At 52.9% G+C, this 24887-nt stretch carries 23 protein-coding genes and 1 pseudogene; 9 read left to right on the top strand and 15 right to left on the bottom strand.

Going from position 1 to position 24887, the window contains the following annotated elements:
- Nucleotides 1-84 precede the first annotated feature (84 nt).
- From nirC to HVZ39_RS01620, 3 genes are all read left to right on the top strand, one after another.
- Nucleotides 85-894 carry a nitrite transporter NirC gene (nirC, locus tag HVZ39_RS01630; protein WP_047501468.1) on the top strand — a complete coding sequence of 270 codons (810 nt, stop codon included), beginning with the start codon at nucleotides 85-87 and terminating at the stop codon, nucleotides 892-894.
- 11 nt (nucleotides 895-905) lie between these two features.
- A complete protein-coding gene (gene cysG, locus HVZ39_RS01625) occupies nucleotides 906-2279 on the top strand; it encodes a siroheme synthase CysG (RefSeq protein ID WP_181633158.1) in 1374 nt (457 codons plus the stop codon).
- A 307-nt stretch (nucleotides 2280-2586) separates the two neighbouring features.
- Nucleotides 2587-2757 (top strand): YhfL family protein, encoded by a 171-nt coding sequence (locus HVZ39_RS01620; protein WP_016154783.1) that lies wholly within the window; start codon nucleotides 2587-2589, stop codon nucleotides 2755-2757.
- A 78-nt stretch (nucleotides 2758-2835) separates the two neighbouring features.
- Here HVZ39_RS01620 and HVZ39_RS26515 read toward each other — a convergent pair.
- The 13 genes and pseudogenes from HVZ39_RS26515 to HVZ39_RS01560 form a co-directional block, all read right to left on the bottom strand.
- Nucleotides 2836-2913, bottom strand: a pseudogene (locus tag HVZ39_RS26515) (hypothetical protein); the annotation flags it as partial.
- A 159-nt stretch (nucleotides 2914-3072) separates the two neighbouring features.
- Complete coding sequence (trpS, locus tag HVZ39_RS01615) at nucleotides 3073-4077, bottom strand: tryptophan--tRNA ligase (protein WP_016154784.1); 1005 nt, start codon at nucleotides 4075-4077, stop codon at nucleotides 3073-3075.
- The gene (gene gph / locus HVZ39_RS01610; RefSeq protein WP_016154785.1) at nucleotides 4070-4828 is read right to left on the bottom strand and encodes a phosphoglycolate phosphatase; all 759 of its coding nucleotides are present in this window, start codon (nucleotides 4826-4828) and stop codon (nucleotides 4070-4072) included. The genes trpS and gph overlap by 8 nt, the downstream gene beginning before the upstream one ends.
- Nucleotides 4821-5498, bottom strand: coding sequence for a ribulose-phosphate 3-epimerase (gene rpe, locus HVZ39_RS01605; RefSeq protein ID WP_003023561.1), 678 nt, complete (start codon nucleotides 5496-5498; stop codon nucleotides 4821-4823). Before rpe ends, gph begins: the two co-directional genes overlap by 8 nt.
- 17 nt (nucleotides 5499-5515) lie before the next feature.
- Nucleotides 5516-6352 carry an adenine-specific DNA-methyltransferase gene (dam, locus tag HVZ39_RS01600; protein WP_016154786.1) on the bottom strand — a complete coding sequence of 279 codons (837 nt, stop codon included), beginning with the start codon at nucleotides 6350-6352 and terminating at the stop codon, nucleotides 5516-5518.
- Nucleotides 6353-6469: 117 nt separating this feature from the next.
- Nucleotides 6470-7756: a cell division protein DamX gene (damX, locus tag HVZ39_RS01595; protein WP_181633157.1), complete on the bottom strand. Its 1287-nt coding sequence runs from the start codon at nucleotides 7754-7756 to the stop codon at nucleotides 6470-6472.
- A gap of 96 nt (nucleotides 7757-7852) precedes the next feature.
- Entirely contained in the window at nucleotides 7853-8941 is a 1089-nt protein-coding gene (gene aroB, locus HVZ39_RS01590; RefSeq protein WP_047358161.1) for a 3-dehydroquinate synthase, read from the bottom strand.
- 57 nt (nucleotides 8942-8998) lie between these two features.
- The gene (gene aroK / locus HVZ39_RS01585; protein ID WP_003023552.1) at nucleotides 8999-9520 is read right to left on the bottom strand and encodes a shikimate kinase AroK; all 522 of its coding nucleotides are present in this window, start codon (nucleotides 9518-9520) and stop codon (nucleotides 8999-9001) included.
- Nucleotides 9521-9924: 404 nt separating this feature from the next.
- A complete protein-coding gene (gene hofQ / locus HVZ39_RS01580) occupies nucleotides 9925-11172 on the bottom strand; it encodes a DNA uptake porin HofQ (protein WP_181633156.1) in 1248 nt (415 codons plus the stop codon).
- Nucleotides 11075-11488, bottom strand: a complete 414-nt coding sequence (locus HVZ39_RS01575; protein WP_016154790.1) for a HofP DNA utilization family protein — start codon at nucleotides 11486-11488, stop codon at nucleotides 11075-11077. The genes hofQ and HVZ39_RS01575 overlap by 98 nt, the downstream gene beginning before the upstream one ends.
- Entirely contained in the window at nucleotides 11478-11933 is a 456-nt protein-coding gene (locus tag HVZ39_RS01570; RefSeq protein ID WP_181633155.1) for a hypothetical protein, read from the bottom strand. Before HVZ39_RS01570 ends, HVZ39_RS01575 begins: the two co-directional genes overlap by 11 nt.
- A complete protein-coding gene (locus HVZ39_RS01565; RefSeq protein ID WP_016154792.1) occupies nucleotides 11917-12456 on the bottom strand; it encodes a PilN domain-containing protein in 540 nt (179 codons plus the stop codon). The genes HVZ39_RS01570 and HVZ39_RS01565 overlap by 17 nt, the downstream gene beginning before the upstream one ends.
- Nucleotides 12456-13235, bottom strand: coding sequence for a DNA utilization protein HofM (locus HVZ39_RS01560; RefSeq protein ID WP_131380243.1), 780 nt, complete (start codon nucleotides 13233-13235; stop codon nucleotides 12456-12458). Before HVZ39_RS01560 ends, HVZ39_RS01565 begins: the two co-directional genes overlap by 1 nt.
- 120 nt (nucleotides 13236-13355) lie before the next feature.
- Between HVZ39_RS01560 and mrcA the strand changes: the two genes are divergently transcribed.
- The gene (gene mrcA / locus HVZ39_RS01555) at nucleotides 13356-15908 is read left to right on the top strand and encodes a peptidoglycan glycosyltransferase/peptidoglycan DD-transpeptidase MrcA (RefSeq protein WP_016157635.1); all 2553 of its coding nucleotides are present in this window, start codon (nucleotides 13356-13358) and stop codon (nucleotides 15906-15908) included.
- Nucleotides 15909-15966: 58 nt separating this feature from the next.
- Here mrcA and nudE read toward each other — a convergent pair whose 3' ends face one another.
- Complete coding sequence (gene nudE, locus HVZ39_RS01550) at nucleotides 15967-16527, bottom strand: ADP compounds hydrolase NudE (protein ID WP_016157636.1); 561 nt, start codon at nucleotides 16525-16527, stop codon at nucleotides 15967-15969.
- A gap of 322 nt (nucleotides 16528-16849) precedes the next feature.
- Here nudE and igaA point away from each other — a divergent pair, with 322 nt between their 5' ends.
- The 4 genes from igaA (at nucleotide 16850) to hslO (ending at nucleotide 21031) form a co-directional block, all read left to right on the top strand.
- Nucleotides 16850-18985: an intracellular growth attenuator protein IgaA gene (gene igaA / locus HVZ39_RS01545; protein WP_019078148.1), complete on the top strand. Its 2136-nt coding sequence runs from the start codon at nucleotides 16850-16852 to the stop codon at nucleotides 18983-18985.
- A gap of 62 nt (nucleotides 18986-19047) precedes the next feature.
- Nucleotides 19048-19716 carry a GMP/IMP nucleotidase gene (gene yrfG, locus HVZ39_RS01540; protein ID WP_019078147.1) on the top strand — a complete coding sequence of 223 codons (669 nt, stop codon included), beginning with the start codon at nucleotides 19048-19050 and terminating at the stop codon, nucleotides 19714-19716.
- Between the two features lie 10 nt (nucleotides 19717-19726).
- Entirely contained in the window at nucleotides 19727-20128 is a 402-nt protein-coding gene (hslR, locus tag HVZ39_RS01535; protein WP_016157639.1) for a ribosome-associated heat shock protein Hsp15, read from the top strand.
- A 24-nt stretch (nucleotides 20129-20152) separates the two neighbouring features.
- Entirely contained in the window at nucleotides 20153-21031 is an 879-nt protein-coding gene (hslO, locus tag HVZ39_RS01530; protein ID WP_016157640.1) for an Hsp33 family molecular chaperone HslO, read from the top strand.
- Between the two features lie 82 nt (nucleotides 21032-21113).
- Here the strand turns inward: hslO and HVZ39_RS01525 are convergent, their stop codons facing one another.
- Entirely contained in the window at nucleotides 21114-22832 is a 1719-nt protein-coding gene (locus HVZ39_RS01525) for a DUF4153 domain-containing protein (protein WP_181633154.1), read from the bottom strand.
- Between the two features lie 378 nt (nucleotides 22833-23210).
- Between HVZ39_RS01525 and pckA the strand changes: the two genes are divergently transcribed.
- The gene (gene pckA, locus HVZ39_RS01520) at nucleotides 23211-24833 is read left to right on the top strand and encodes a phosphoenolpyruvate carboxykinase (ATP) (protein ID WP_016154801.1); all 1623 of its coding nucleotides are present in this window, start codon (nucleotides 23211-23213) and stop codon (nucleotides 24831-24833) included.
- Nucleotides 24834-24887 lie beyond the last annotated feature (54 nt).

Below are 24887 nucleotides of genomic sequence, written 5' to 3'. Positions count from 1 at the left end.
ATTTGTGGGCCTGATAAGCGTAGCGCCATCAGGCCTACGGTTACGATTTCTTTTTATTGTTTGTACTTCAAGGATAATCAACACATGTTCACAGACACTATTAATAAGTGTGCGGCTAACGCTGCGCGCATCGCACGCCTGTCGGCTAATAACCCGCTCGGATTCTGGGTCAGTTCGGCAATGGCGGGGGCCTACGTCGGTCTCGGCATCATTCTTATTTTCACCCTCGGTAATCTGCTCGACCCGTCCGTTCGTCCTCTGGTAATGGGTGCAACCTTTGGTATCGCTTTAACGCTGGTCATTATTGCCGGTTCGGAACTGTTTACCGGTCACACCATGTTCCTGACGCTCGGCGTCAAAGCGGGCACCATCAGTCACGGTCAGATGTGGGCTATTCTGCCGCAAACCTGGCTGGGTAATCTGGTCGGATCCGTGTTTGTCGCTCTGCTTTATAGTTGGGGCGGCGGTAGCCTGCTGCCGGTCGATACCAGCATCGTCCATTCGGTGGCGTTGGCAAAAACTACCGCGCCAGCAACGGTGCTGTTCTTTAAAGGCGCACTGTGTAACTGGTTGGTTTGTCTGGCAATCTGGATGGCAATTCGTACCGAGGGCGCAGCAAAATTCCTCGCTATCTGGTGGTGTCTACTGGCGTTTATCGCTTCCGGTTACGAGCACTCGGTTGCCAACATGACGCTGTTTGCCCTCTCCTGGTTCGGCCACCACAGCGAAGCCTATACCCTGTCAGGAATTGGTCATAACCTGTTGTGGGTGACACTCGGTAATACTTTGTCCGGTGTCGTATTCATGGGATTGGGTTATTGGTATGCTACGCCAAAATCGGAGCGTCCTGCTCCGGCAAAAATCAACCAGCCAGAGGCTACTGCCAATAATTAAGGGGTAATGTCGTGGATCATTTGCCTATATTTTGTCAACTACGTGACCGCGACTGCTTGATCGTCGGCGGTGGTGATGTCGCAGAACGCAAAGCGCGGTTACTGCTGGAAGCGGGCGCCCGTATAACGGTTAATGCGCTGGCGTTTATTCCGCAGTTCACCGTATGGGCAGATGAAGGCATGCTGACGCTGGTTGAGGGACCGTTCGACGAGTCCCTGCTCGACACCTGCTGGCTGGCTATTGCCGCCACCGATGACGATGCCGTCAACCAAAGCGTTAGCACCGCCGCAGAATCACGTCGTATTTTCTGCAACGTGGTCGATGCGCCAAAAGCAGCCAGTTTTATCATGCCCTCCATTATCGACCGCTCGCCGCTGATGGTGGCGGTCTCCTCCGGCGGTACATCGCCGGTGCTTGCCCGTCTGCTACGTGAAAGACTTGAATCTGTGCTGCCTCAGCATCTGGGCCAGGTCGCGCAATATGCAGGCAAGTTACGCGCCCGAGTGAAAGTACAGTTTGCCAGCATGGGTGAACGTCGCCGCTTCTGGGAAAAATTGTTCGTGAATGACCGCCTGGCGCAATCGCTGGCGAACAGTGACCAGAAAGCCGTCGAGGAAACCACCGAGCAGTTGCTCAGCGAACCGTTGGACCATCGAGGCGAAGTAGTGCTGGTTGGCGCCGGTCCTGGCGATGCCGGGCTGCTGACGCTGAAAGGTCTACAGCAGATCCAGCAAGCGGATGTCGTGGTTTATGACCGTCTGGTATCCGACGACATCATGAACCTTGTACGCCGCGATGCCGACCGGGTGTTCGTCGGTAAACGCGCGGGCTACCACTGTGTTCCGCAGGAAGAAATTAACCAGATCCTGCTGCGTGAAGCGCAACAGGGCAAACGCGTCGTGCGCCTGAAAGGTGGCGACCCGTTCATCTTTGGCCGTGGTGGCGAAGAGCTGGAAACCCTGTGCCATGCCGGTATTCCATTCTCCGTTGTGCCAGGTATTACCGCAGCATCCGGTTGTTCCGCCTATTCCGGCATTCCACTGACCCATCGTGATTACGCCCAGAGTGTACGTCTGGTCACCGGGCACCTGAAAACCGGCGGCGAGCTGGACTGGGAAAACCTGGCGGCAGAGAAACAGACGCTGGTGTTCTACATGGGCCTCAATCAGGCGGCGACTATCCAGGAAAAACTGATCGAATTCGGCATGCAACCCGATATGTCTGTCGCGCTGGTAGAAAACGGTACCTCCGTGAAGCAACGCGTTGTTAACGGGGTGCTTTCGCAACTCGGAGAACTGGCGCAGCAGGTTGAAAGCCCAGCGCTGATTATCGTCGGCCGCGTGGTTGGACTACGCGATAAGCTGAACTGGTTCTCGAACCATTAATTGAACGCTGAAAAATGCCCTGATATTAGACTGTCCCCATAAAGTTGGACAGTTCATATTCAGGGCATTTATTTATCTTCCGATAAAAATAAATAACCGACATACGCTATATACTCGCCTCAGTAGCCCAACCGTCAATCATTAATTAAATGTATTTTTAAAACATTTAAATTCATTAAAAGCATATTTTATATAAAACTTGTTATGTCCTAATCCGGACTACTTTAAGTTTATTTTAGTTGATATCTTAACCGCCGAGAAATGGATTTCATCCATTTAAAAATAGATATCTTACAAGGATTTTAACATGCTGAAATTTGCAAAAATCACTATCGTTGCTGGTGTTCTGGCTACGCTGACCGCGTGTACTGGTCATGTTGATAACAAAAAAGATAACTGCACCTACGATTACTTCCTGCATCCGGCAATTTCTATTTCTAAAATTATTGGTGGCTGTGGCCCGGCTGCAGATCTGTAACAGAAGCGATTGCGCAGATACAAAAAAACCGGGAAATCCCCGGTTTTTTTTATTTATTGGTTTGATGCTCATTCACACGCTACCGCACTTCTCGCCGAGCAGGTAGCGGGCCAGGGTTGTCAGTCCCTCCTCTCTCTTGATAAATATCCGACGCATTTTATATCTTCAGTAAATTGAATATTTATATCTTCATTAAATTGATTGATATAAGGAAATATGCAAACGGCGAGGCGCTTCATATTTTTTTGAGATTCGCCAGCGAACAGGCGAAAAAAAACCGGGTAGAACCCGGTTTCTTCAGCAACGCAGAGCGCATTACGGCTTGGCGACAAAACCAATCGCTTCGTAAACCGCTTTCAGCGTAACAGACGCGCGTGCGCTGGCTTTTTCAGCGCCATCTTTCATCACCTGCTGCAGGAAAGCTTCATCGTTACGGAAACGGTGATAACGCTCCTGAAGCTCGGTCAGCATGCCGGAAACGGCCTCTGCGACTTCACCTTTCAGATGACCATACATCTTGCCTTCAAAGTGTTGTTCCAGCTCCGGAATGCTCTGGCCGGTAACGGCAGAGAGGATATCCAGCAGGTTGGAAACACCCGCTTTATTCTGCACGTCGTAGCGTACAACAGGCGGCTCTTCGGAGTCGGTCATCGCACGTTTGATTTTCTTAACCACGGATTTCGGATCTTCCAGCAGGCCGATCACGTTGTTGCGGTTGTCATCCGACTTAGACATTTTCTTCGTCGGCTCCAGCAGCGACATTACGCGCGCACCGGATTTAGGAATGAACGGCTCAGGCACTTTGAAGATGTCGCCATACAGGGCGTTGAAGCGCTGGGCGATATCGCGGCTTAGTTCCAGATGCTGTTTCTGATCTTCGCCAACCGGTACCTGGTTGGTCTGATACAGCAGGATGTCTGCCGCCATCAGCACCGGATAATCAAACAGACCGGCGTTGATGTTCTCCGCATAGCGTGCGGATTTATCTTTGAACTGGGTCATACGGCTCAGCTCGCCGAAATAGGTGTAGCAGTTCAGCGCCCAACCTAACTGTGCGTGTTCCGGTACATGAGACTGGACGAAAATGGTGCTTTTTTCAGGATCGATACCGCATGCCAGATACAGCGCCAGCGTATCGAGCGTTGCTTTACGCAACTGCTGAGCATCCTGACGAACGGTGATGGCATGTTGGTCAACGATGCAGTAGATGCAATGGTAGTCATCCTGCATGCTCACCCACTGACGCAGCGCACCCATATAGTTGCCAATGGTCAATTCACCTGAGGGCTGTGCGCCACTAAAAACGATGGGCTTAGTCATTTTTTGATTCCTGATTTTCGCTATGCGGAAGCCCGAGAACGGGCAGTAGTTCATTAATACGGTCGTAAATAACGTCGGGTTGGCTCAGCGCGATCGACTCGCCGTAGTTGTAGCCATAAGTCAGACCAACGGACGGACAGCCAGCAGCTTTTGCCGCCTGAATATCATTACGTGAATCCCCTACGAAGAGCAATTGCTCAGGCTTGATGCCAAGCTTGCTTGCTACCAGCAGTAGCGGATCCGGATGCGGTTTTTTATTCTGCACGTCGTCACCACCGATGACCACGCTAAAGTATTTGGCGATATCTAACGCCTCAAGCAATGGCGCGACAAACGGGGTCGGTTTGTTGGTCACCAGACCCAGCGGCAATCCTTTCGCATGCATCGCGCCCAGCGTGTCGGCAACATCAGGGAACAGGAATGTCCCCTCTTCTGCGACATCGCCGTAGTATCTGTCGAACAGCTTACGCAAAATACGCACCTGTTCTTCGGCTGGGATATCATCATCAACGGGCGGTTTACCCATTGTCTTACGTAGTGTGGCGCGCTCCTGACGCGACCACGCCAGCGCGCGCTCCATCAGTACATCTGCACCGTTGCCAATCCAGGTGATAACGCGTTCTTCACCGGCAATCGGCAGTTCCAGCGCATACAGCGCCATATCCACCGCTGCGGTTAATCCCGGCGCGCTGTCGACCAGCGTACCGTCGAGGTCAAATGCAACGCCCCGAATATCCTGAAACTTATCCATGACTTACCTTCGCCAGTTCATTGCGCATTTCATCAATGACTTTTTTGTAGTCTGGTTGGTCGAAAATAGCAGAGCCTGCGACAAACATATCTGCACCCGCCGCCGCGATTTCACCAATGTTGTTCACCTTGACGCCGCCGTCCACTTCAAGGCGGATATCGTAGCCAGATTCATCAATACGACGACGCACTTCGCGCAGCTTATCCAGCGTTTGTGGGATAAAGGACTGCCCGCCAAAGCCTGGGTTAACGGACATCAGCAGGATCACATCGAGCTTATCCATGACGTAGTCCAGATAGCTCAGCGGTGTTGCCGGGTTAAACACCAGGCCCGCTTTACAGCCATGCTCTTTGATCAGCTGTAAAGTGCGATCGACATGCTCGGAGGCTTCCGGGTGAAAAGTAATGATGCTCGCGCCGGCGGCGGCGAAGTCCGGGACAATACGATCGACCGGTTTCACCATCAGATGAACGTCAATCGGGGCAGTAATGCCATATTTACGCAGCGATTTCAGTACCATCGGGCCGATGGTCAGGTTCGGTACGTAGTGATTGTCCATGACATCGAAGTGTACGACATCGGCACCGGCAGTCAGCGCTCTCGCGGTGTCCTCACCCAGGCGGGCAAAATCAGCCGACAGAATTGAGGGGGCGATCAAATACTGTTTCATCCGCTTCTCCTTGAGAATTATTTCTTCGCAGGCGTTACAACTCCTGGTTTATACAGTGCCAGCAGTTCGTTCACCTTTTTACGCGTGCCGCCATTGCTGCTAATGCTGCGCCGCACTTTGACCTGAAAATGTTTCGCCGATCGGTACCATTCGCGGGTATCGGGCGTGTCATGGTTCGAAATTAACACCGGGATCTGCTTACTGACCAGCTTTTCTGCCATCTCGGCCAGATGCGCCTGCTCTTTTGGGCTAAAGCTGTTGGTATGATACGCGGTGAAATTTGCCGTCGCCGAAAGCGGTGCATAAGGCGGGTCACAATAGACCACAGAGTTGCTATCCGCACGGTCCATACACTCTTCATAGGAGAGACAATGGAACTCCGCATTCTGCGCTTTTTCAGCAAAATGGTACAACTCGGCTTCCGGGAAGTAAGGTTTTTTATAACGACCAAACGGTACATTAAACTCGCCGCGCAGGTTATAACGGCACAATCCGTTGTAACCAAAGCGGTTCAGATACAAGAACAGTACTGCACGGCGGAACGGATCCTGACTGGCATTAAATTCTTCTCTGAACCGATAGTACACCTCAGCCTGATTAGTTTCAGGCATAAACAGCTCACGCGAAGCCTGCACATACTCATCGGTACGTGTCTTCACGATGTTATAGAGACTGATGAGGTCGCTGTTGATATCGGCAAGAATATAACGAGAAAAGTCGGTGTTGAGAAACACCGACCCGGCACCAACGAAAGGTTCAATCAGGCATTCACCCTGAGGTAAATGCCGTTTGATATCATCAAGCAGGGGGTATTTTCCCCCTGCCCATTTCAAAAAAGCGCGATTTTTTTTCATGCTGACTAACTAATTACACCTTCTCCGGCTGTGGAGAAAGCTCCGACAGCATCCTGCGCTTTAGTCTTTGTCCCGCAATTGGGCGAAACAGCAAACCATTGCAGAACATATCCTATCTTACTTCAAATCGGCCTGAACCTGGTGCAGCGGTTTTGCCCACGGATTTTTCGCCTGAATATCGGCGGGTAACGTAGACACTGCACGTTTCGCATCTTCTTTAGACGCATACACGCCTGTTACCAGAACATACCACGGTTGACCGTTACGCGTCGTCTGATACACCACGTAGTTCTTCAGGTTTTCTTTCTTCGCCCAACCGTTGAGGTTGTCGTAATTAGAAGAACTGCTGAGTTGCAGCGTGTAATGACTGGACGGCGCAGATTTTAACGCTCCGACATTTCCTGCACTTTTCGCTCCACCAGCAACAGGTGTTGACGTTGTTGCCGTCGCAGTTGGCGCAGGCGTTGTAGTCGCGGTTGCTTTCGGCTCAACGGTCGCCTTCGGCGTAGCGGTAACCACAGGTGCTTTGGTTGTGGTCGTCGGCGCAGTTGCAGTGGGTTTTGCCTGAGCAACAGGTTTCGGCTCTGTCTGCGTCGCTTTCACCGTAGTTTGCGGTTTGCTCTTCGGCTCAATAACAGCCTGTTTACGTTCCTGGTGTGTCGCAGCAGGGCGTTCAGCCGTTTCCGTTTTCGCAGTCTGGCGCACAGCATTACCATTACGAACTGGCGCAACGGTCGCAGGTTCGGTCGGCAGCGTAGAGTTAACCACTACATTGTTAACCTGCTCCTGGCCTTGCGGTTGCGTCAGAGCGTTGTTCAGATCGCCCTGCACTTCAACACGCTGCTGGCCTTCAGTTGCCGCAGGTGTCTGACCTTGAGTTGGGGTAGAAGAAATCGGCGGTAAGGAAACATCCTGCTGGGTATTGCCAGCGGTCTGCTCAGCGTCTGTTGCAGGCGTAGTCGTGCTCGCCTGATCCGTCGCGTTGTTGCCAGAAAGATCGATGCTCTTCTCGCCAGATCCAGCCTGCTCACTGGGAGATGATGAGGGGGCTTTCAGCGCAGAACCGATACCGATGATCAGCAGCAACAGCACCAGGACACCGACCCCCATCATCATATACTGACGAGAGGCAGGCTTGCTGGCGGGTTTCTTACGCTTGCGCGGACGGCGTTCTACACGCTCTTCATCCACGTCATCGTCATCAGACTCATACTCTTCTTCAATGTCCCGTTCTTCTTCACGCTCTTTACGTGCGCGCGCAGGACGGCGATCGTCAGCATCCAGATCAACATCATCAAAATTGATTTGCGGCTCATTATCGCGTTCAGACGATTGACGAGAACGACCAGTACGACGATCGCTGGGATCGGGTTTCAGCTCGTCTTCTGGTTTGAATTCATCCATTTAACACCCCACTCAAAGGTTAATGCTTACGACTTTGCACATAACCTGAAGCTAAAAGACCTACGTTTCGCAACGCAAGCCAGACCTTTCTTGTTGTTACGCCGGCTGGCAATCAGCAATAGCGTTAAGAACCACCTCGTGCGACACTCCGCCGCGCACTTCACTCTTCCCTATAGCCCGCGGAAGCACTAAACGAATCTCTCCCGCTAACACTTTTTTATCTCGCAGCATGTGCGGCAGATAAGCCTCGCTGGACATTTCACGCGGTCCATTGACCGGCAAGCCCGCTCGCTGCAGCAGCGTAATGATGCGCTGCGTATCAGCGGAGGTAAACTGTCCAAGACGTTCTGACGTACGAGCAGCCATTACCATACCTGCTGCAACGGCTTCACCATGTAACCAATTGCCATAACCCATTTCAGCTTCGATCGCATGGCCAAACGTGTGTCCCAGATTCAGTAAAGCACGTAAGCCCATTTCACGCTCGTCCGCTGCGACAACTTCTGCTTTCAGCTCACAACAACGACGAATACAGTACGCCATCGCCGGACCATCCAGACGCAATAACGCATCCAGATTTTCTTCCAGCCAACTGAAAAATTCACCGTCAAGGATGATGCCGTATTTGATCACTTCCGCCAGCCCCGATGCCAGCTCACGCGCAGGAAGCGTTTTCAGACAATCGAGATCCACCACCACGGACGCCGGTTGGTAAAACGCGCCAATCATGTTTTTACCGAGGGGATGGTTTACGGCGGTTTTGCCGCCAACGGAGGAGTCGACCTGCGACAACAGAGTTGTCGGGACTTGAATAAAACGAACACCACGCTGATAGCTGGCTGCCGCAAAACCGGTCAGATCGCCTATCACGCCGCCGCCAAGTGCGACTAACGTGGTATCACGACCGTGCGGTTTTTGCAGTAACGCAGTGAAAACCGTATCCAGAACCGTCAGGCTTTTATACTGCTCGCCATCGGGAAGGATAACGCTATCAACGTTAACACCCGCCTGTTCAAGTACGCCGCGAACCTTATCGAGATAAAGGGGAGCCAGGGTTTCGTTGGTTACCAACATAACCTGATCGCCCGATTTCAGCGGTAAGAATGAAGCTGGCTCATTAAACAAACCAGCCGCGATGGTGATAGGGTAACTACGTTCCCCGAGAGTGACTGTGATCCTCTCCATTACGCGACATCCACCTTAGTTACTTGTACCCGCAGACGAGTGTGTATTCAGCCAGAGTTAGTTGCTTTCCAACATATGAATAATCTGGTTTGCTACGACTTTTGCGCTCTGATCGTCGGTGCGAATGGTCACGTCAGCAATCTCTTCGTACAGAGGATTGCGTTCGTCAGCCAACGCTTCCAGAACTTCACGAGGCGGCGATTCTACCTGCAGCAGCGGGCGTTTCTTGTCACGTTGAGTTCGCGCAAGTTGTTTTTCAATTGTCGTTTCAAGATAGACCACGACGCCACGCGCGGAAAGACGGTTACGTGTTTCACGTGATTTAACAGAGCCACCGCCAGTTGCCAGCACAATACCCTGTTTTTCCGTCAACTCGTTGATGACTTTTTCTTCGCGATCACGGAAGCCGTCTTCACCTTCTACATCGAAGACCCAGCCCACATCAGCTCCGGTTCGTTTCTCAATCTCTTGATCAGAATCGTAAAATTCCATATTGAGTTGTTGAGCTAACTGGCGCCCAATAGTGCTTTTTCCGGCACCCATAGGCCCAACCAGAAAGATATTGCGTTTCTCTGCCATTTTTTCGGTACTACTAAGACTATTCGTTAATGGTAAACCCGCTTCGCAGACACTCAGCGCAGCAGGACATGAACTGAAACCTCATAAGATATTGCGAGAGTCAGACTGAAAATTATCTCAATACTCAAGCGGGTTTGGCAACTGAATAAATCACCAAACCTTACGCATTTCTGGTCGTGGCAGGCATGCTACCCTGCAAACATCAGGCCTGGCGACGTATCGCGCAGCCAAATGACACCAAATAAGCCTATGACACACCACCAGAAAGGCAAAGCGTATTTACTGCCGCATAAGTAAAGAAAAGTACCGACACTCAAATCGGTACTCCTTGTATGCTAAATACACCCGCACGTCAAATCTCTGAAACGTGTTCAGTGCAAAAACAACGGCTTTTCATGCATAAGTTATTGCGTTGAAACCAGTCTGGGCGTAATAAAAACCACTAATTCACGCCGTTCGTCTTCTTTACCATCATGGCGAAAGAGAGAGCCAAGCCAGGGGATGTCGCCTAACAGCGGCACGCTGTCGGCTGCGGATTTATTCTTATGTGAAAAAATCCCGCCCAGCGCAATCGTCTCGCCGCTTTTTACCTCGACCTGGGTTTCAATCTCCTGCTTATCAATAGCCAGAACTTCGCCATCCGCCTGCTGTAGCACCTGCCCGGGAACATTCTGGCTTATATGCAGTTTCAGTCTGATTCGTCCTTTCTGCAATACGGTGGGCGTGACTTCCATCCCTAATACAGCTTCCTTGAACTCGACGGATGTCGCGCCGCTTTCACCGCTGGAGACCTGATAAGGGATCTCACTACCCTGCTTAATACTGGCAGGTTGCAGGTGAGAAGCCAGTAAGCGTGGACTGGCGATGATGTCCAACTGCTGTTTTTGCTCCAGCGCAGACAGTTCCAGCTCGAGTAAACGACCGTTAATATGGCCAATGTTAAATCCCACACGGGATGTGGCTGTGGATACAGAAAGATCGCTGGCAAGCGTTGTGACGTTCCCCACCGCCCCCGATTGCTGTGCGTCAGCCAGCGACCACTTCACCCCCAGCTCACGCAAGCTTTTTTCATTAATCGTCACGATATGCGCCGCCAGTTCGACTTGTGCAACCGGCAGATCCATTTGCGCCACCCACGTTTCCAGTGCGTTAAGCGCAACGCTATTATCACGCAGCAGTAAGCGGTTGGTGCGTTTATCCACCGTCATGCTTCCTTTGGCGCTGAGCAGCTTTTCTCCGGCTTTTGCCAGCTCGGAGGCATCAGCATATTGCAAAATGATACTGCGATGTTCCAACGGCATGCTGGCCTGAAGCCGTGCCTGCTCATTGTCCTGACGAGCCGCATTTTCACTCTGCCATTGAACAGAATGCACATGCAGAATGTTGCCTTCCTGGCGTAATACCAGCCCGGCGCTTTTCACCACCGTTTGCAATGCCTGCTTCCAGGACACATCCGTCAAATGCAGTGACAGCACACCGCTGACATCCGGTGAAACTACCAGGTTTTTCTTTTCCTGTTCGGCCAGCGCCTGCAATACCTGCACAACCGGCACATCATCGACCACCAGCGTCACGTTTTGTGATTTCGCCGCCAGTACGCTCTGAATCCCGACCACCAGTACGAGTACTATCCATGCCATCCATCGCTTCATTTATCGCTCCTTGTCGTTGCCACTGCCACTGCGACGGTTCGCAGTTTTTCCCTGTGTCGAGGGTTACGCTCTGGGCCGTTATCTGCGTAACCGTCCAACCGTTTTTCAGGACATCATTTCGCTCAACCCGCTGCCATTTTTTCTGGCTATCCTGAACAATGCCAATGGGTCGCGCGCCCTGGCTCAATATTCCCTGATAGCGCCATGCCGACAGCTCAGCAATTTGGCAACGGTCCTCCGGCGGCAGGAAGGGATTACGCATACCGGTGAGAATCAGTACGCTTACGCACGCCAACAGCCAGCGTTCAACCATCATTCAGGCGCTCCAGTTGTAGTGTTAACAGCAGCTCCGCACCTTCTGCGTAAAGAGAAAACCGGCTGACGTTCATCCCTTGCTCCGCCAATTGGTCAAACATCGGCGGGATGGCATCCCAGCCTGGCTTCAGCGTCATTTCTCCTCCCTGTGCGGAGGGTTGCCAGCGGATAAGATGTGCAAGAGGAGTCTGAAACAGCAGTGGGGAGAACGGAATCAGCGTCTCTTCAGGCTCTTCTGGCGATGCCGCCAGCAGATATAAATTTCGCCATTGTGCCTGAATGGCCGCTCGTTGCTGGTTTAGCGCCTCTTGTTGCATAACCCGTTTCTGCGCGGTGGAGCTGAGGCAAAACATGACGACGATGAGCAGTCCCAGCATCCAGCCACAGCCGCAGATGAGCCGAAAGCGCGGCGACTGCGCTAACCAGCTATCACAAAGCGTTTTCATGCGCACCGCTCCGCATCAGTCGATAGTGGAATTGCCAGCGTCCCTGCGCATCCTGCTGCGTTTCGCCAGGGCTACCCAATTTAAACAGCGGCAGCTGGCGTAATTGCGCTTCCAGCGCCTTCAGCGCGGCAAAGCTCAGCGTGTTTCCCGTCAGTTCCAGTGTCTCCTGCTGCCAGGTTATTTTTGTTAACCACGCCTGCTCTGGCAGTAATTCCGCCAACCCTTGCAAAACCCGCTGCCAGCTTCGGGTCTGCTCACGCTGTTTGTTCCGCGCTTGAACCTGTTGCCATCGTTGCTGGCGCTGCTGCACACGCGGCTTTAGCGCCATTAAAGCCTCGGCCCGCGTCTTTTCGGCATCCGCTAACAACAATTCGACCTGGTTTTCTACGCTCAAAACGCTGTAATAGCGCAACAACACGCCAATACTAAGCAGTAGCGAAGCGCCAAATAAAACACTCCAGAATCGTAGGCAGGCGCGACGTCGCGTCTGGCGCCAGGGCAGAAGATTGATTGTCGCTATCATCAACATGTGCCTCCCATAGCGAGTCCCAGTGCAATGGTGAAGCGATGGCTTTGCGTTGGAATTGGCGGCTGGCGTACAGACACCACGCTTAAAGGATCGAAGCCGCTGGGATCGCATAGCGCAATGGCTGTCGTGGAAAGCGATAATGTCGCGGCAAGCTCGTCGATACAGCCAATATCGCCCGTTGATTTACGCCCCCATGCCGAACGGGTCGCCCATAGCCACTGGGTGTCATCACGCCATACCAGACACTGATGATGTTCTGGCAGGTAAGGTATAAATCGCTGTAACGCGCTGGCATCCGGCGTAATCGCCGTAACCTGCACCTTCAACGTTTGGATAAGCGTCAGAAGCGCTGAAATCTCTTTGCTTTGCGCGGCAGTGACGTTAAACGCCGGGCTTAACGTGTCTTCGCTATAATCAAAATGCAGCGCATCCGGCGCCATATCCAGCTCACGCGCCATCGAACCGGATAACCATGCGGCTTGCTCCGGCTCGCGCAGCATCATTTCCGGACGAGGGTACTTTTTTTGTAACGTCCTGTTGGCAGGAAAAGAGAGATGAATATGGTGTCGGCGAGGAAGCTCCCGGCTCCACGGCAGTAGCGCTGCGACAAGCTGTTCAGGCTCGCGAATATGGCCATCGACGATAACCTGAGGCGTCAGCGGTATACGCCACCAGCGCTGGAGAAACCAACCGGATGCGTCGTGAACTACGGCGACAGCCAGCGCTTCATGTTGCTGAATATGCAGACCAATTTTCCAAATATTGAAAGCCATTGCTGATGATCTCCTTATCACCCGTTGCTTTAACGGGTATATCAATGCGTCTGGCTTGCCTTTATACTACCGCGCGTTTGTTTATAAACTGCCCAAATGCCACTAAATGGGAAATCTCCAGTGAAGTTCGTAAAGTATTTATTAATCCTTGCAGTATGTTGCATCCTGCTGGGAGCAGGCTCGATTTATGGCCTCTACCGCTATATTGAGCCGCAATTACCTGACGTCGCGACGCTCAAAGATGTGCGTTTACAGATCCCGATGCAGGTTTACAGCGCTGATGGCGAGCTGATCGCGCAATATGGCGAGAAACGTCGAATCCCGGTCACCCTGGATCAGATGCCGCCGGTAATGGTTAAAGCCTTTATCGCTACCGAAGACAGTCGCTTTTATGAGCACCACGGGGTAGACCCGGTGGGGATCTTCCGTGCTGCCAGCGTCGCGCTGTTCTCCGGCCATGCATCGCAAGGGGCCAGCACCATTACCCAACAGTTGGCGAGAAACTTCTTTCTGAGCCCGGAACGTACGCTGATGCGTAAGATCAAAGAAGTGTTCCTGGCGATCCGCATTGAACAACTGCTGAGTAAAGATGAGATCCTCGAACTGTATCTGAACAAGATTTACCTGGGGTATCGCGCTTATGGCGTAGGTGCTGCCGCGCAGGTCTATTTCGGTAAGACGGTTGATCAGCTCAGCTTAAGTGAAATTGCGGTGATTGCCGGTCTGCCAAAAGCGCCGTCAACCTTCAACCCCCTCTATTCGATGGAAAGGGCAACCGCGCGACGTAACGTCGTACTGTCGCGTATGTTGAGCGAAAACTACATCACGCAGGCCCAGTACGATCAGGCGCGCGGCGAAGCCATTGACGCCAACTACCACGCGCCGGAAATCGCCTTCTCCGCGCCGTATCTCTCTGAGATGGTGCGCCAGGAGATGTATAACCGTTATGGCGAGAAAGCCTATGAGGACGGGTATCGCATTACCACCACCATTACGCGCAAAGTACAGCAGGCTGCTCAGCAGGCAGTACGTAACAACGTGATGGATTACGACATGCGCCACGGTTACCGCGGCCCGTCGAACGTGCTGTGGAAAGTGGGCGAAAGCAGTTGGGACAGCAAGAAAATCACCGATACGCTGAAAGCGCTACCGACTTATGGTCCCCTGCTACCGGCGGTTGTTACCAGCGCCAATCCGCAGGAAGCCATTGCCGCGCTGGCGGATGGTACGTCAGTGTCATTACGGATGGATGGCATGCGCTGGGCGCGTCCTTACCGCTCGGATACCCAGCAAGGCCCGACGCCGCGCAAAGTGACTGATGTGGTGCAAACCGGGCAGCAAATCTGGGTACGCCAGGTTGGCGATGCCTGGTGGCTGGCGCAAGTACCGGACGTCAACTCCGCACTGGTCTCCATCAATCCGCAAAACGGCGCGGTGCTGGCGCTGGTCGGTGGTTTTGACTTCAACCAGAGCAAGTTTAACCGTGCAACCCAGGCGTTACGCCAGGTGGGTTCCAACATCAAACCATTCCTGTATACCGCCGCGATGGATAAAGGTCTGACGCTGGCGAGCATGCTCAACGATGTGCCGATCTCCCGCTGGGATGCCGGCGCGGGTTCCGACTGGCAGCCGAAGAACTCACCGCCGCAATACGCCGGTCCTATCCGCTTACGTCAGGGGCTGGGTCAGTCGAAAAACGTGGTGATGGTACGCGCCATGCGCGCGATGGGCGTGGATTACGCGGCAGAGTATCTGCAACGTTTCGGCTTCCCGGCACAGAACATTGTGCACACCGAGTCGCTGGCGCTGGGTTCTGCCTCATTCACGCCGTTGCAGGTGGCGCGCGGTTATGCAGTGATGTCGAACGGCGGCTTCCTGGTCGATCCGTATTTCATCAGTAAAATCGAAAGCGATATGGGCGGCGTTATCTTCGAGGCGAAGCCGAAAATTGCCTGTCCGGAATGCGATATTCCGGTGATTTATGGTGATACCCAGAAATCTAACGTGCTGGAAAACAGTAACGTCGAAGATGTCGCCGTCTCGCAGGAACAGCAGAATGCCGCCGTGCCTATGCCTCAGCTTGAGCAGGCAAACCAGGCGCTGGTCGCGCAAAGCGGAACGCAGGAGTACGCTCCACACGTGATCAACACGCCGCTGGCCTTCCTGATTAAAAGCGCCCTGAATACCAATATCTTTGGTGAGCCGGGCTGGATGGGAACCGGTTGGCGTGCAGGTCGCGATTTACAGCGCCATGATATCGGCGGGAAAACCGGGACCACCAACAGCTCTAAAGATGCATGGTTCTCCGGCTACGGGCCAGGCGTGGTGACGTCGGTATGGATCGGGTTTGATGACCATCGCCGCAATCTCGGACACACGACGGCTTCTGGGGCGATCAAAGACCAGATCTCCGGCTACGAAGGCGGCGCAAAGAGCGCACAGCCTGCCTGGGATGCCTATATGAAGTCCGTGCTGGAAGGCGTGCCTGAGCAGCCGCTGACGCCGCCGCCGGGTATCGTGACGGTCAATATCGATCGCAGCACCGGTCAACTAGCAAGCGGTGGCAACAGCCGCGCAGAATACTTCATTGAAGGCACTCAGCCGACGCAACAGGCGGTGCATGAGGTGGGGACGACCATTATCGATAATGGTGAGACACACGAACTGTTCTGATCCCTGACCGTTCAAAAAAAGGCGCTTCGGCGCCTTTTTTATTATTCGTGAAGAGAAATTAAAGCCGCCCTTGTCCTTTCAGCCATTCGCGCACGAGGAACAACGCACTCACATTACGCGCTTCGTGAAAATCAGGATCTTCCAGCAGGTCCATCATATGCGCCAGCGGCCAGCGCACCTGCGGTAATGGTTCAGGCTCATCACCTTCCAGCGATTCAGGATATAAGTCCTCCGCCACCACGATGTTCATTTTGCTGGAGAAATAGGACGGCGCCATGCTGAGTTTCTTTAAAAACGTCAGATCTTTTGCGCCAAACCCCACCTCTTCTTTCAGCTCCCGATTCGCCGCTTCATACACGCTTTCGCCAGGATCGATTAACCCCTTGGAAAAACCCAGTTCGTAAGATTCGGTCCCGACCGCGTATTCGCGGATGAGGATCAGGTGGTCGTCCACAATCGGCACAATCATTACCGCTTCACGCGTGGACGGGCGCATACGTTCATAAACGCGGCGTACGCCATTGCTGAACTCAAGGTCCACGCTTTCGACTTTAAACAGCCGGGATTGGGCGACGGTTTCCACTTTCAAAATCGTGGGTTTCTGTAATGATTTGCTCATTGTGAGGATCTTTGCTGTGAAATCTGGGGTTATTGTGCGATATACCGCACGGTTTCGGCAATGTGAATTGCCGTTTATTTACATTTATGTAACGTACTAAAAGTTAATCCCTATTTCAAATTAAAAGTCAATAGGTTGAAATAACTCCAGGAATTTGCTGATATTCCATTTTTAGTGATTTTGCTATGATTCGCATTTACTGGGCTGTACTTAAAGATGCTCAAGTTCGACTCCACACTTGCCGATAGCCAACCACAGAATCACGAATATTGAACAGGGTGCGACTGACCACGCCTGACAGACTAAGTAAGATGGGGAAAGCATGAGCACCATTCTGATTTTTTTAGCTGCTTTGCTGGCCTGCTCATTGCTTGCAGGATGGCTACTCAGAACGAAATCCAGACGGAAAAATTTACCCTTGAGCAACGTCTTCTCAGACGCCTCGAAGCGTAAACTCACGCCTGAAGAGCGCAGTGCAGTCGAAAACTATCTCGAAAGCCTTAGTCAAATTCAGCAGGTACCTGGTCCAACGGGCGCCAGCTCCGCGCCGGTGTCATTAACGCTGAATGCCCAAAGTAATAGCGTCATCGTACTTACGCACGCGATTACACGTTACGGCATTACTACCGACGATCCTAACAAATGGCGTTACTATCTTGATTCCGTTGAGGTACATCTTCCCCCTTTCTGGGAACAATACATCAATGACGAAAACAGCGTTGAGCTAATCCACACCAATACGATACCGCTGGTTATCTCCCTGAACGGCCATACGCTGCAGGAATATATGCAGGAAGCGCGTGGCTATGCGTTACAGCACACCGCCTCTACCCAGGCGTCTATTCGCGGTGAAGAAAGCGAGCAGATTGAACTGCTGAATATTCGCCAGGAAACCCATGAAGAATATGCGCTTAGCCGCCCATCGGGATTGCGCGAGGCGTTACTGATTGCCGCATCGTTCCTGCTGTTCTTTTTCTGTTTGATAATCCCGGATACGTTTGTTCCGTGGACAGTTGGTGGCGCGGTACTGCTACTGGCTGCGGGTCTGTGGGGGCTGTTTGCCCCACCGTCTAAAACCGCCCTGCGGGAAATTCATTGTCTGCGCGGTACGCCGCGTCGCTGGGGGCTGTTTGGCGAAAACGACCAGGAGCAAATTAATAATATCTCGCTAGGTATTATTGATCTGATTTATCCACCGCACTGGCAGCCTTACATCGCACAAGATCTTGGCCAGCAAACGGATATTGATATTTATCTCGATCGCCACGTTGTTCGCCAGGGACGTTTTTTATCGCTGCATGACGAAGTCAAAAACTTCCCGTTACAGCACTGGCTGCGCAACGCCGTCATCGCGGGCGGCTCGTTGCTGGTGCTGCTGATGCTGCTGTTTTGGATCCCGCTGGATATGCCGATAAAGCTTACGCTTTCCTGGATGAAGGGCGCACAAACTATCGAAGCCACCAGCGTTAAACAGCTTGAAAACGCGGGCGTTCGCGTGGGTGACACGCTGCATCTGAGCGGTACGGGTATGTGTAACATTCATACCCAAGGGAGCTGGAATGCGCAGCCTTCCGCGCCGTTTATGCCTTTCGATTGCACGCAAATTATCTGGAATGACGCGCGCGCATTACCGCTGCCTGAGTCCGATCTGGTGAATAAAGCCACCGCGCTCACGCAGGCGGTGAACCGCCAACTGCACCCCAAAGCGGATGATGACTCTCGCGTCAGCGCATCGTTACGCTCGGCAATTCAAAAATCCGGAATGGTGTTACTGGACGATTTTGGCGAGATTGTCCTGAAAACGGCCGATCTGTGCGCGGCCAAAGATGAATGTGTACGTTTAAAAAATGCGCTGGTTAACCTTGGTAACAGTAAAGACTGGACAGCGCTGGTGAAACGGGCGAACGCAGGCAAACTGGATGGCGTGAACGTGCTGCTGCGTCCGGTAAGCGCGGAGTCGTTGGATAATCTGGTGAATACCTCTACGGCGCCGTTTATTTCACGCGAGACTGCGCGAGCGGCCCAGACGCTGAATAGCCCAGCCCCTGGCGGTTTCCTGATTATCAGCGACGAAGGCAGCGATCTGGTCGATCAGCCGTGGCCGACAACCTCGCTATATGACTATCCCCCACAGGAACAGTGGAACGCCTTCCAGCGTCTGGCGCAGATGCTGATGCAGACGCCGTTTCGCGCGGAGGGGATCGTCACCAATATTTCGACCGACGCCAATGGCACCCAGCACATTGGCCTGCACCGTATCCCGGATCGTTCAGGATTATGGCGCTACCTTGGCACGACGCTGCTGATGTTCTCCATGCTCGGATGCGCTGTCTACAACAGCATACAGGCTTTCAGACGCTACCAGCGTCACCGCTCCCGCATCACGGAAATTCAGAGCTACTACGAAAGTTGCCTGAATCCAACGCTGATTGACAACCCGGAAAGCCTGATTCGATAACACGCTCGCGCGACAGGATATGCTACCCTGTCGCGCATCATGTTTTCTTCTGGGGAGTTTCCATGCAGATCAATATTGCCTGGCACGATGTCGATACCGTGTTGTTAGATATGGACGGCACGCTGCTCGACCTGGCATTCGATAACTATTTCTGGCAAAAACTGGTGCCGGAAACCTATGGCGCGAAACAGGGTATCTCTCCCCAGGAAGCCCAGGACTATATTCGTCAGCAGTATCATGCCGTGCAGCATACGCTAAACTGGTACTGCCTGGATTACTGGAGCGAATGCCTGGATCTTGATATTTGCGCCATGACAACGGAACAGGGACCGCGCGCCGTTTTGCGTGAAGATACTGTACCGTTTCTTGATGCCTTAAAAGCCAGCGGCAAGCGCCGTATTTTGCTCACCAACGCGCATCCCCATAACCTGGCGGTGAAGCTGGAGCATACCGGTCTGGCCTCACACCTTGATTTATTACTTTCCACCCACACATTTGGTTATCCCAAAGAGGATCAGCGGTTATGGCACGCTGTGGCTGAAGAAACGGGAATGAGTGCAGAGAAGACGCTGTTTATTGATGACAGCGAACCCATTCTCGACGCCGCTGCTCTGTACGGTATTCGTTACTGCCTCGGCGTGACCAATCCCGACTCAGGCATCGCGGAAAAACAGTACGCACGCCATCCGTCACTGAATGACTACCGCCGACTGATCCCCTCACTGATGTGAAGGAGACGCCATGAAAGAAAAGCCCTCTGCTGAAGTCAGGCTGGATAAATGGCTGTGGGCTGCACGCTTTTACAAAACGCGTGCGCTAGCCCGCGAAATGGTTGAAGGCGGTAAGGTGCATTACAACGGCCAGCGCAGCAAACCGAGCAAAATTGTCGAGCTGAACGCCACCCTCACCCTGCGCCAGGGAAATGACGAGCGAACGGTCATTATCAAGGCTATTACCGAGCAGCGTCGCCCGGCCACGGAAGCCGTTACGCTGTATGAAGAAACCGCGGAAAGCGTAGAAAAACGCGAAAAAGTGGCGCTGGCGCGTAAACTTAACGCGTTAACCATGCCGCACCCGGACAGGCGACCGGACAAGAAAGAGCGCCGCGACCTGTTACGATTTAAACATGGCGACAGCGAGTGACTGTCACCTGCAAGAGAGATGATTATGCCGCAACATGACCAATTACATCGTTATCTGTTTGAAAACTTTGCCGTGCGCGGCGAGCTGGTGACCGTTTCGGAAACCCTGCAACAGATCCTCGAAAATCATACTTACCCGCAGCCGGTCAAGAACGTACTGGCTGAACTGCTGGTCGCCACCAGCCTGCTCACCGCCACGCTGAAGTTTGCCGGTGATATCACCGTACAGCTGCAGGGCGATGGTCCGCTGAGCCTGGCCGTCATTAACGGCAACAACAATCAGCAGATGCGCGGCGTGGCCCGTATGCAGGGCGATATCCCTGAAGGCGCTGATCTCAAAACGCTGGTAGGCAACGGCTACCTGGTGATCACCATTACCCCAGAAGAAGGCGAGCGCTATCAGGGCGTGGTTGGTCTGGAAGGCGACACGCTGGCCGCCTGTCTGGAAGATTACTTCATGCGTTCTGAACAGTTGCCGACACGTCTGTTTATCCGTACTGGCGACGTCGATGGCAAACCCGCTGCTGGCGGGATGCTTCTGCAGGTAATGCCGGCGCAAAACGCGCAGGCAGATGATTTCGATCACCTGACAGCCCTGACCGAAACCATCAAAACTGAAGAGCTGTTAACGCTCCCGGCCAACGAAGTGCTGTGGCGCTTGTACCACGAAGAAGAGGTTACTCTCTACGATCCGCAGGACGTTGAGTTCAAATGCACCTGTTCACGCGAACGCTGCGCTGGCGCACTGAAAACGCTGCCGGACGAAGAAGTGGACAGCATTCTGGCGGAAGAAGGCGAGATCGATATGCACTGCGATTACTGCGGGAGCCACTATCTGTTTAACGCCATGGACATTGCTGAGATCCGCAGCAACGCTTCCCCGGCGGACCCGCAGGTACATTAATCACCACTGCCTATCCGGCCCACAATCGTCGACCGGATAGGCGTTCGCACCGCCATCCATCAAAACGCTATCCGCAACACGCTCACTCGTTGTAATAATTTATCGGCAATCGGGTGCCATCAATGGTGATATCACGCCAAACTCTGGGGGCTGAATCCAGTTGATTATTCGCCACCGCCTGCAGCAGTTTATCCTTATTGAATCCTGCAGGTAGCTGACCTGATGCGATGAGTTCCCATTTATCCTCTTTCCTGGCAAAGACCAGACTCTCACCATCGCCAAAAGCATACAGCACCTGCTCAGGCTTACCATCAGCATTGAGGTCCTGATCGACCAGGACGCATGCATCCTGCTCAACGCAAGATGTAATGCGGTAGCTCTGCCCTTTGACAAACGCCCAGAAGGTCTCATCGGGTTGCCTGCTACCCGGAGCTATCATCACTTTCGGCGCTAGTTGAGTGATAGTCAGGTTCTGCATGGGATCGCGACGTCCTTGCAGCAGAGAATTTAAGTCGCGCCGACGCTTACTGTCTTGGTTAAACGCCGCATCTTTTTGTAATGCCTCCAACGCCGCACGTCCCGGTTTTCCGCTATTACCCAACATATACAGGCTGACCTGATCCGGCTTAATTTTGCCACTGTGATACAGCCCCATATGGCTGTTGACGCTGATGCGCCAGGCATCAATAACCGGCGACGACAGCAAAATCAACAGCCCCAACGCCAGCAACGAGACGCAAAGAATCACCTTCCCCTGAAGCTCAAGCGAATTGCGCCCACGGCGTAAAATACTCGCCAGATAGCCAAACGACCAGAGCAGCAGCACGCAGACCACCAGCACGCCATATAAACGCTCGGGCGTCCAACCGTACTGTTGAATTCGCACCCACAGTGACCAACCGGCAATCAGCATATAGATGGGCGCGACAACCAGGGCGCATTTGATCAGGTAGCGTAACGCGGCTGGATAGGGAAGCGCCTCTTTCTGCGGCTCGCGAACGATAGCTATCAACAGCAGCAGCAGCAGCGCCAGCGTTGACATCAACCCGGCTGCAGACACCCGCTGCGAGATAGCCTCCAGGCCGGTGAAGGGCAAGGTCAGTACAAACATCAGCGCCAGCAGCGCGACCAGGGGTAACAGACCGGTGGCGATCAAAGTCAGTAACTTTTGGACCGCCGCAACCAGACGCGACTGCGTGCGGGTCAGTACCACCGCCAGTGCGGTAACCAAGCCAAAGGCCACGTAGCCAAACCAGTCGGTATCAAAGAAAAGCGTGTCGAAGAAGGTAATACCAACGAGCTTAAACATCTCGCTCCATAGCAGGAGCACCATCCAGAACAGACCGTTGGCGACAAAGACAATCAGTAACGTCAGCGCATTAAGCCACAAACTCGTATAAAACTGCGCATAGCGGGCCTGCTGGCGGGATGCGTGGAGCGAGTACTGAATCCATGGCAATGCCAGCATCGCCATCAGCAGTAAGCGCCAGCCGTACAACATAAAAATATCATTTTGCCGCCACTTATCGCTGCCCTCGACTTGCCACTTTAGCCAGACGCTCATCGCCAGCACGACAACAAAGATCAGCGCCATCCAGTACCACAGCGCACGTTGTTTGAAAGAGACAACGGTGAGCAAAAGCGCCGATGAGAGAGCAATTGTCGCGGGCATGCCATAGAACAGCCAGCCGTCATTATGCGGCACCAGATATGTCATCAGCAGGTAGCACAATATCCCCTGTAACAGGCCGATAGATATCATGCCCCAGCGAGTAGTACGTGAAAGTTCAACACTATCCATGTCGTCACCCAGAATGAAGAGAAAAGGTAATTATCGCATCAACTTCACAATTTTGAGCATTGATAGGCCGATCCCGGACCACTGCGACGGGAAGTGAATCGATATTGTTTATGTATGAGTTACGTTATTTTCTTACGTGAATGCGATTACACTCACAAGTTTACCGCCAAAAACACTCTCTATTAACGTTTTAAGAACATTTTCCACAACAAAAAAGGGTTTCCTGCCATAATATCCGCCTCTTTGTGACAGGAGTCGCAGCGCATTCGGTTATCCGTGATTTTCCCGGATGCGTAAATCTATGAGCCTTGTCGCGGTTAGCAATCCCTAAAAAACCTTACTATTCCAGGTAATACATATTGGCTAAGGAGCAGTGAAATGCGTGTGAACAACAGTTTAACCCCGCAAGATCTCAAGGCTTATGGTATCAATGACGTTCAGGATATCGTTTACAATCCAGACTACGACACGCTTTTCCAGGAGGAACTTGATCCAAACCTGGAAGGTTATGAGCGTGGCGTGTTAACAAACCTGGGCGCCGTTGCCGTTGATACCGGTATCTTTACCGGACGTTCGCCAAAGGATAAGTATATTGTCCGTGACGACACCACGCGCGACACGCTCTGGTGGTCCGACAAAGGTAAAGGTAAGAACGACAACAAACCGCTCTCCCCGGAAACCTGGCAGCATCTGAAAGGATTAGTCACCCAGCAGCTTTCCGGCAAGCGTCTGTTTATCATTGATGCATTCTGCGGCGCTAACGCCGATACCCGCCTTTCCGTACGCTTCATTACCGAAGTAGCCTGGCAGGCGCATTTTGTTAAAAACATGTTCATCCGCCCAAGCGACGAAGAGCTGGTTGATTTCAAACCTGATTTCATCGTGATGAACGGCGCTAAATGCACTAACCCGCAGTGGAAAGAGCAGGGTCTGAACTCCGAAAACTTCGTGGCTTTCAATCTGACTGAGCGTATCCAGTTGATTGGTGGCACCTGGTACGGCGGCGAAATGAAGAAAGGTATGTTCTCCGTAATGAACTACCTGCTGCCGCTGAAAGGCATTGCCTCCATGCACTGCTCGGCAAACGTCGGGGAAAAAGGTGATGTGGCAGTCTTCTTTGGCCTGTCCGGTACAGGTAAAACAACGCTGTCCACCGATCCGAAACGCCGCCTGATTGGCGATGACGAACACGGCTGGGATGACGACGGCGTGTTTAACTTTGAAGGCGGTTGCTACGCGAAGACCATCAAACTGTCTAAAGATGCCGAGCCGGAAATCTACAACGCAATCCGTCGTGACGCGCTGCTGGAAAACGTCACCGTGCGCGCAGATGGTTCCATCGACTTCGACGACGGTTCCAAAACCGAAAACACCCGCGTGTCCTACCCGATTTATCACATCGATAACATCGTTAAGCCGGTGTCAAAAGCGGGTCACGCCACCAAAGTGATCTTCCTGACCGCCGATGCGTTTGGCGTGCTGCCGCCGGTCTCTCGCCTGACGGCAGACCAAACCCAGTACCACTTCCTGTCTGGCTTCACCGCCAAACTGGCCGGTACCGAACGTGGCGTCACCGAACCGACCCCAACCTTCTCAGCCTGCTTTGGCGCAGCATTCCTGTCACTGCACCCAACGCAGTACGCAGAAGTACTGGTGAAACGTATGCAGGCGGCAGGTGCGCAGGCATATCTGGTTAACACCGGCTGGAACGGTACCGGCAAGCGTATCTCTATCAAAGATACCCGCGCGATTATCGACGCTATCCTGAACGGTTCGCTGGATGACGCAGAAACGTTCCGTCTGCCGATGTTTGACCTGGCTATCCCAACCGAGCTGCCGGGCGTGGATACTCGCATTCTCGATCCGCGTAATACCTATGCTTCTCCGGAGCAGTGGCAGGAAAAAGCCAACGCGCTGGCAAAACTGTTTATCGAGAACTTCGAGAAATACACCGATACCCCTGCGGGTGAAGCGCTGGTTAGCGCCGGACCGAAGCTGTAACGAAGAGTGCCGGATGGCGGTTTCGCCTTATCCGGCCTACAGCAACAAAAAGGG

It is taken from the genome of Citrobacter sp. RHB35-C21 (genome assembly GCF_013816515.1).
GTDB lineage: Bacteria > Pseudomonadota > Gammaproteobacteria > Enterobacterales > Enterobacteriaceae > Citrobacter > Citrobacter braakii.
The sequence above is the reverse complement of the archived record's forward strand: the minus strand, read 5'-3'. Positions and strand labels throughout refer to the sequence as shown.

What these genes read in the sequence shown, in the direction of transcription:
- nirC (WP_047501468.1), top strand. Translation starts at nt 85, where the DNA reads ATGTTCACAGACACTATTAATAAGTGTGCGGCTAACGCTGCGCGCATC.
- HVZ39_RS01620 (WP_016154783.1), top strand. Translation starts at nt 2,587, where the DNA reads ATGCTGAAATTTGCAAAAATCACTATCGTTGCTGGTGTTCTGGCTACG.
- trpS (WP_016154784.1), bottom strand. Translation starts at nt 4,077, where the DNA reads ATGACTAAGCCCATCGTTTTTAGTGGCGCACAGCCCTCAGGTGAATTG.
- gph (WP_016154785.1), bottom strand. Translation starts at nt 4,828, where the DNA reads ATGGATAAGTTTCAGGATATTCGGGGCGTTGCATTTGACCTCGACGGT.
- rpe (WP_003023561.1), bottom strand. Translation starts at nt 5,498, where the DNA reads ATGAAACAGTATTTGATCGCCCCCTCAATTCTGTCGGCTGATTTTGCC.
- dam (WP_016154786.1), bottom strand. Translation starts at nt 6,352, where the DNA reads ATGAAAAAAAATCGCGCTTTTTTGAAATGGGCAGGGGGAAAATACCCC.
- damX (WP_181633157.1), bottom strand. Translation starts at nt 7,756, where the DNA reads ATGGATGAATTCAAACCAGAAGACGAGCTGAAACCCGATCCCAGCGAT.
- aroB (WP_047358161.1), bottom strand. Translation starts at nt 8,941, where the DNA reads ATGGAGAGGATCACAGTCACTCTCGGGGAACGTAGTTACCCTATCACC.
- aroK (WP_003023552.1), bottom strand. Translation starts at nt 9,520, where the DNA reads ATGGCAGAGAAACGCAATATCTTTCTGGTTGGGCCTATGGGTGCCGGA.
- hofQ (WP_181633156.1), bottom strand. Translation starts at nt 11,172, where the DNA reads ATGAAGCGATGGATGGCATGGATAGTACTCGTACTGGTGGTCGGGATT.
- HVZ39_RS01575 (WP_016154790.1), bottom strand. Translation starts at nt 11,488, where the DNA reads ATGATGGTTGAACGCTGGCTGTTGGCGTGCGTAAGCGTACTGATTCTC.
- HVZ39_RS01570 (WP_181633155.1), bottom strand. Translation starts at nt 11,933, where the DNA reads ATGAAAACGCTTTGTGATAGCTGGTTAGCGCAGTCGCCGCGCTTTCGG.
- HVZ39_RS01565 (WP_016154792.1), bottom strand. Translation starts at nt 12,456, where the DNA reads ATGATAGCGACAATCAATCTTCTGCCCTGGCGCCAGACGCGACGTCGC.
- HVZ39_RS01560 (WP_131380243.1), bottom strand. Translation starts at nt 13,235, where the DNA reads ATGGCTTTCAATATTTGGAAAATTGGTCTGCATATTCAGCAACATGAA.
- nudE (WP_016157636.1), bottom strand. Translation starts at nt 16,527, where the DNA reads ATGAGCAAATCATTACAGAAACCCACGATTTTGAAAGTGGAAACCGTC.
- igaA (WP_019078148.1), top strand. Translation starts at nt 16,850, where the DNA reads ATGAGCACCATTCTGATTTTTTTAGCTGCTTTGCTGGCCTGCTCATTG.
- yrfG (WP_019078147.1), top strand. Translation starts at nt 19,048, where the DNA reads ATGCAGATCAATATTGCCTGGCACGATGTCGATACCGTGTTGTTAGAT.
- hslR (WP_016157639.1), top strand. Translation starts at nt 19,727, where the DNA reads ATGAAAGAAAAGCCCTCTGCTGAAGTCAGGCTGGATAAATGGCTGTGG.
- hslO (WP_016157640.1), top strand. Translation starts at nt 20,153, where the DNA reads ATGCCGCAACATGACCAATTACATCGTTATCTGTTTGAAAACTTTGCC.
- HVZ39_RS01525 (WP_181633154.1), bottom strand. Translation starts at nt 22,832, where the DNA reads ATGGATAGTGTTGAACTTTCACGTACTACTCGCTGGGGCATGATATCT.
- pckA (WP_016154801.1), top strand. Translation starts at nt 23,211, where the DNA reads ATGCGTGTGAACAACAGTTTAACCCCGCAAGATCTCAAGGCTTATGGT.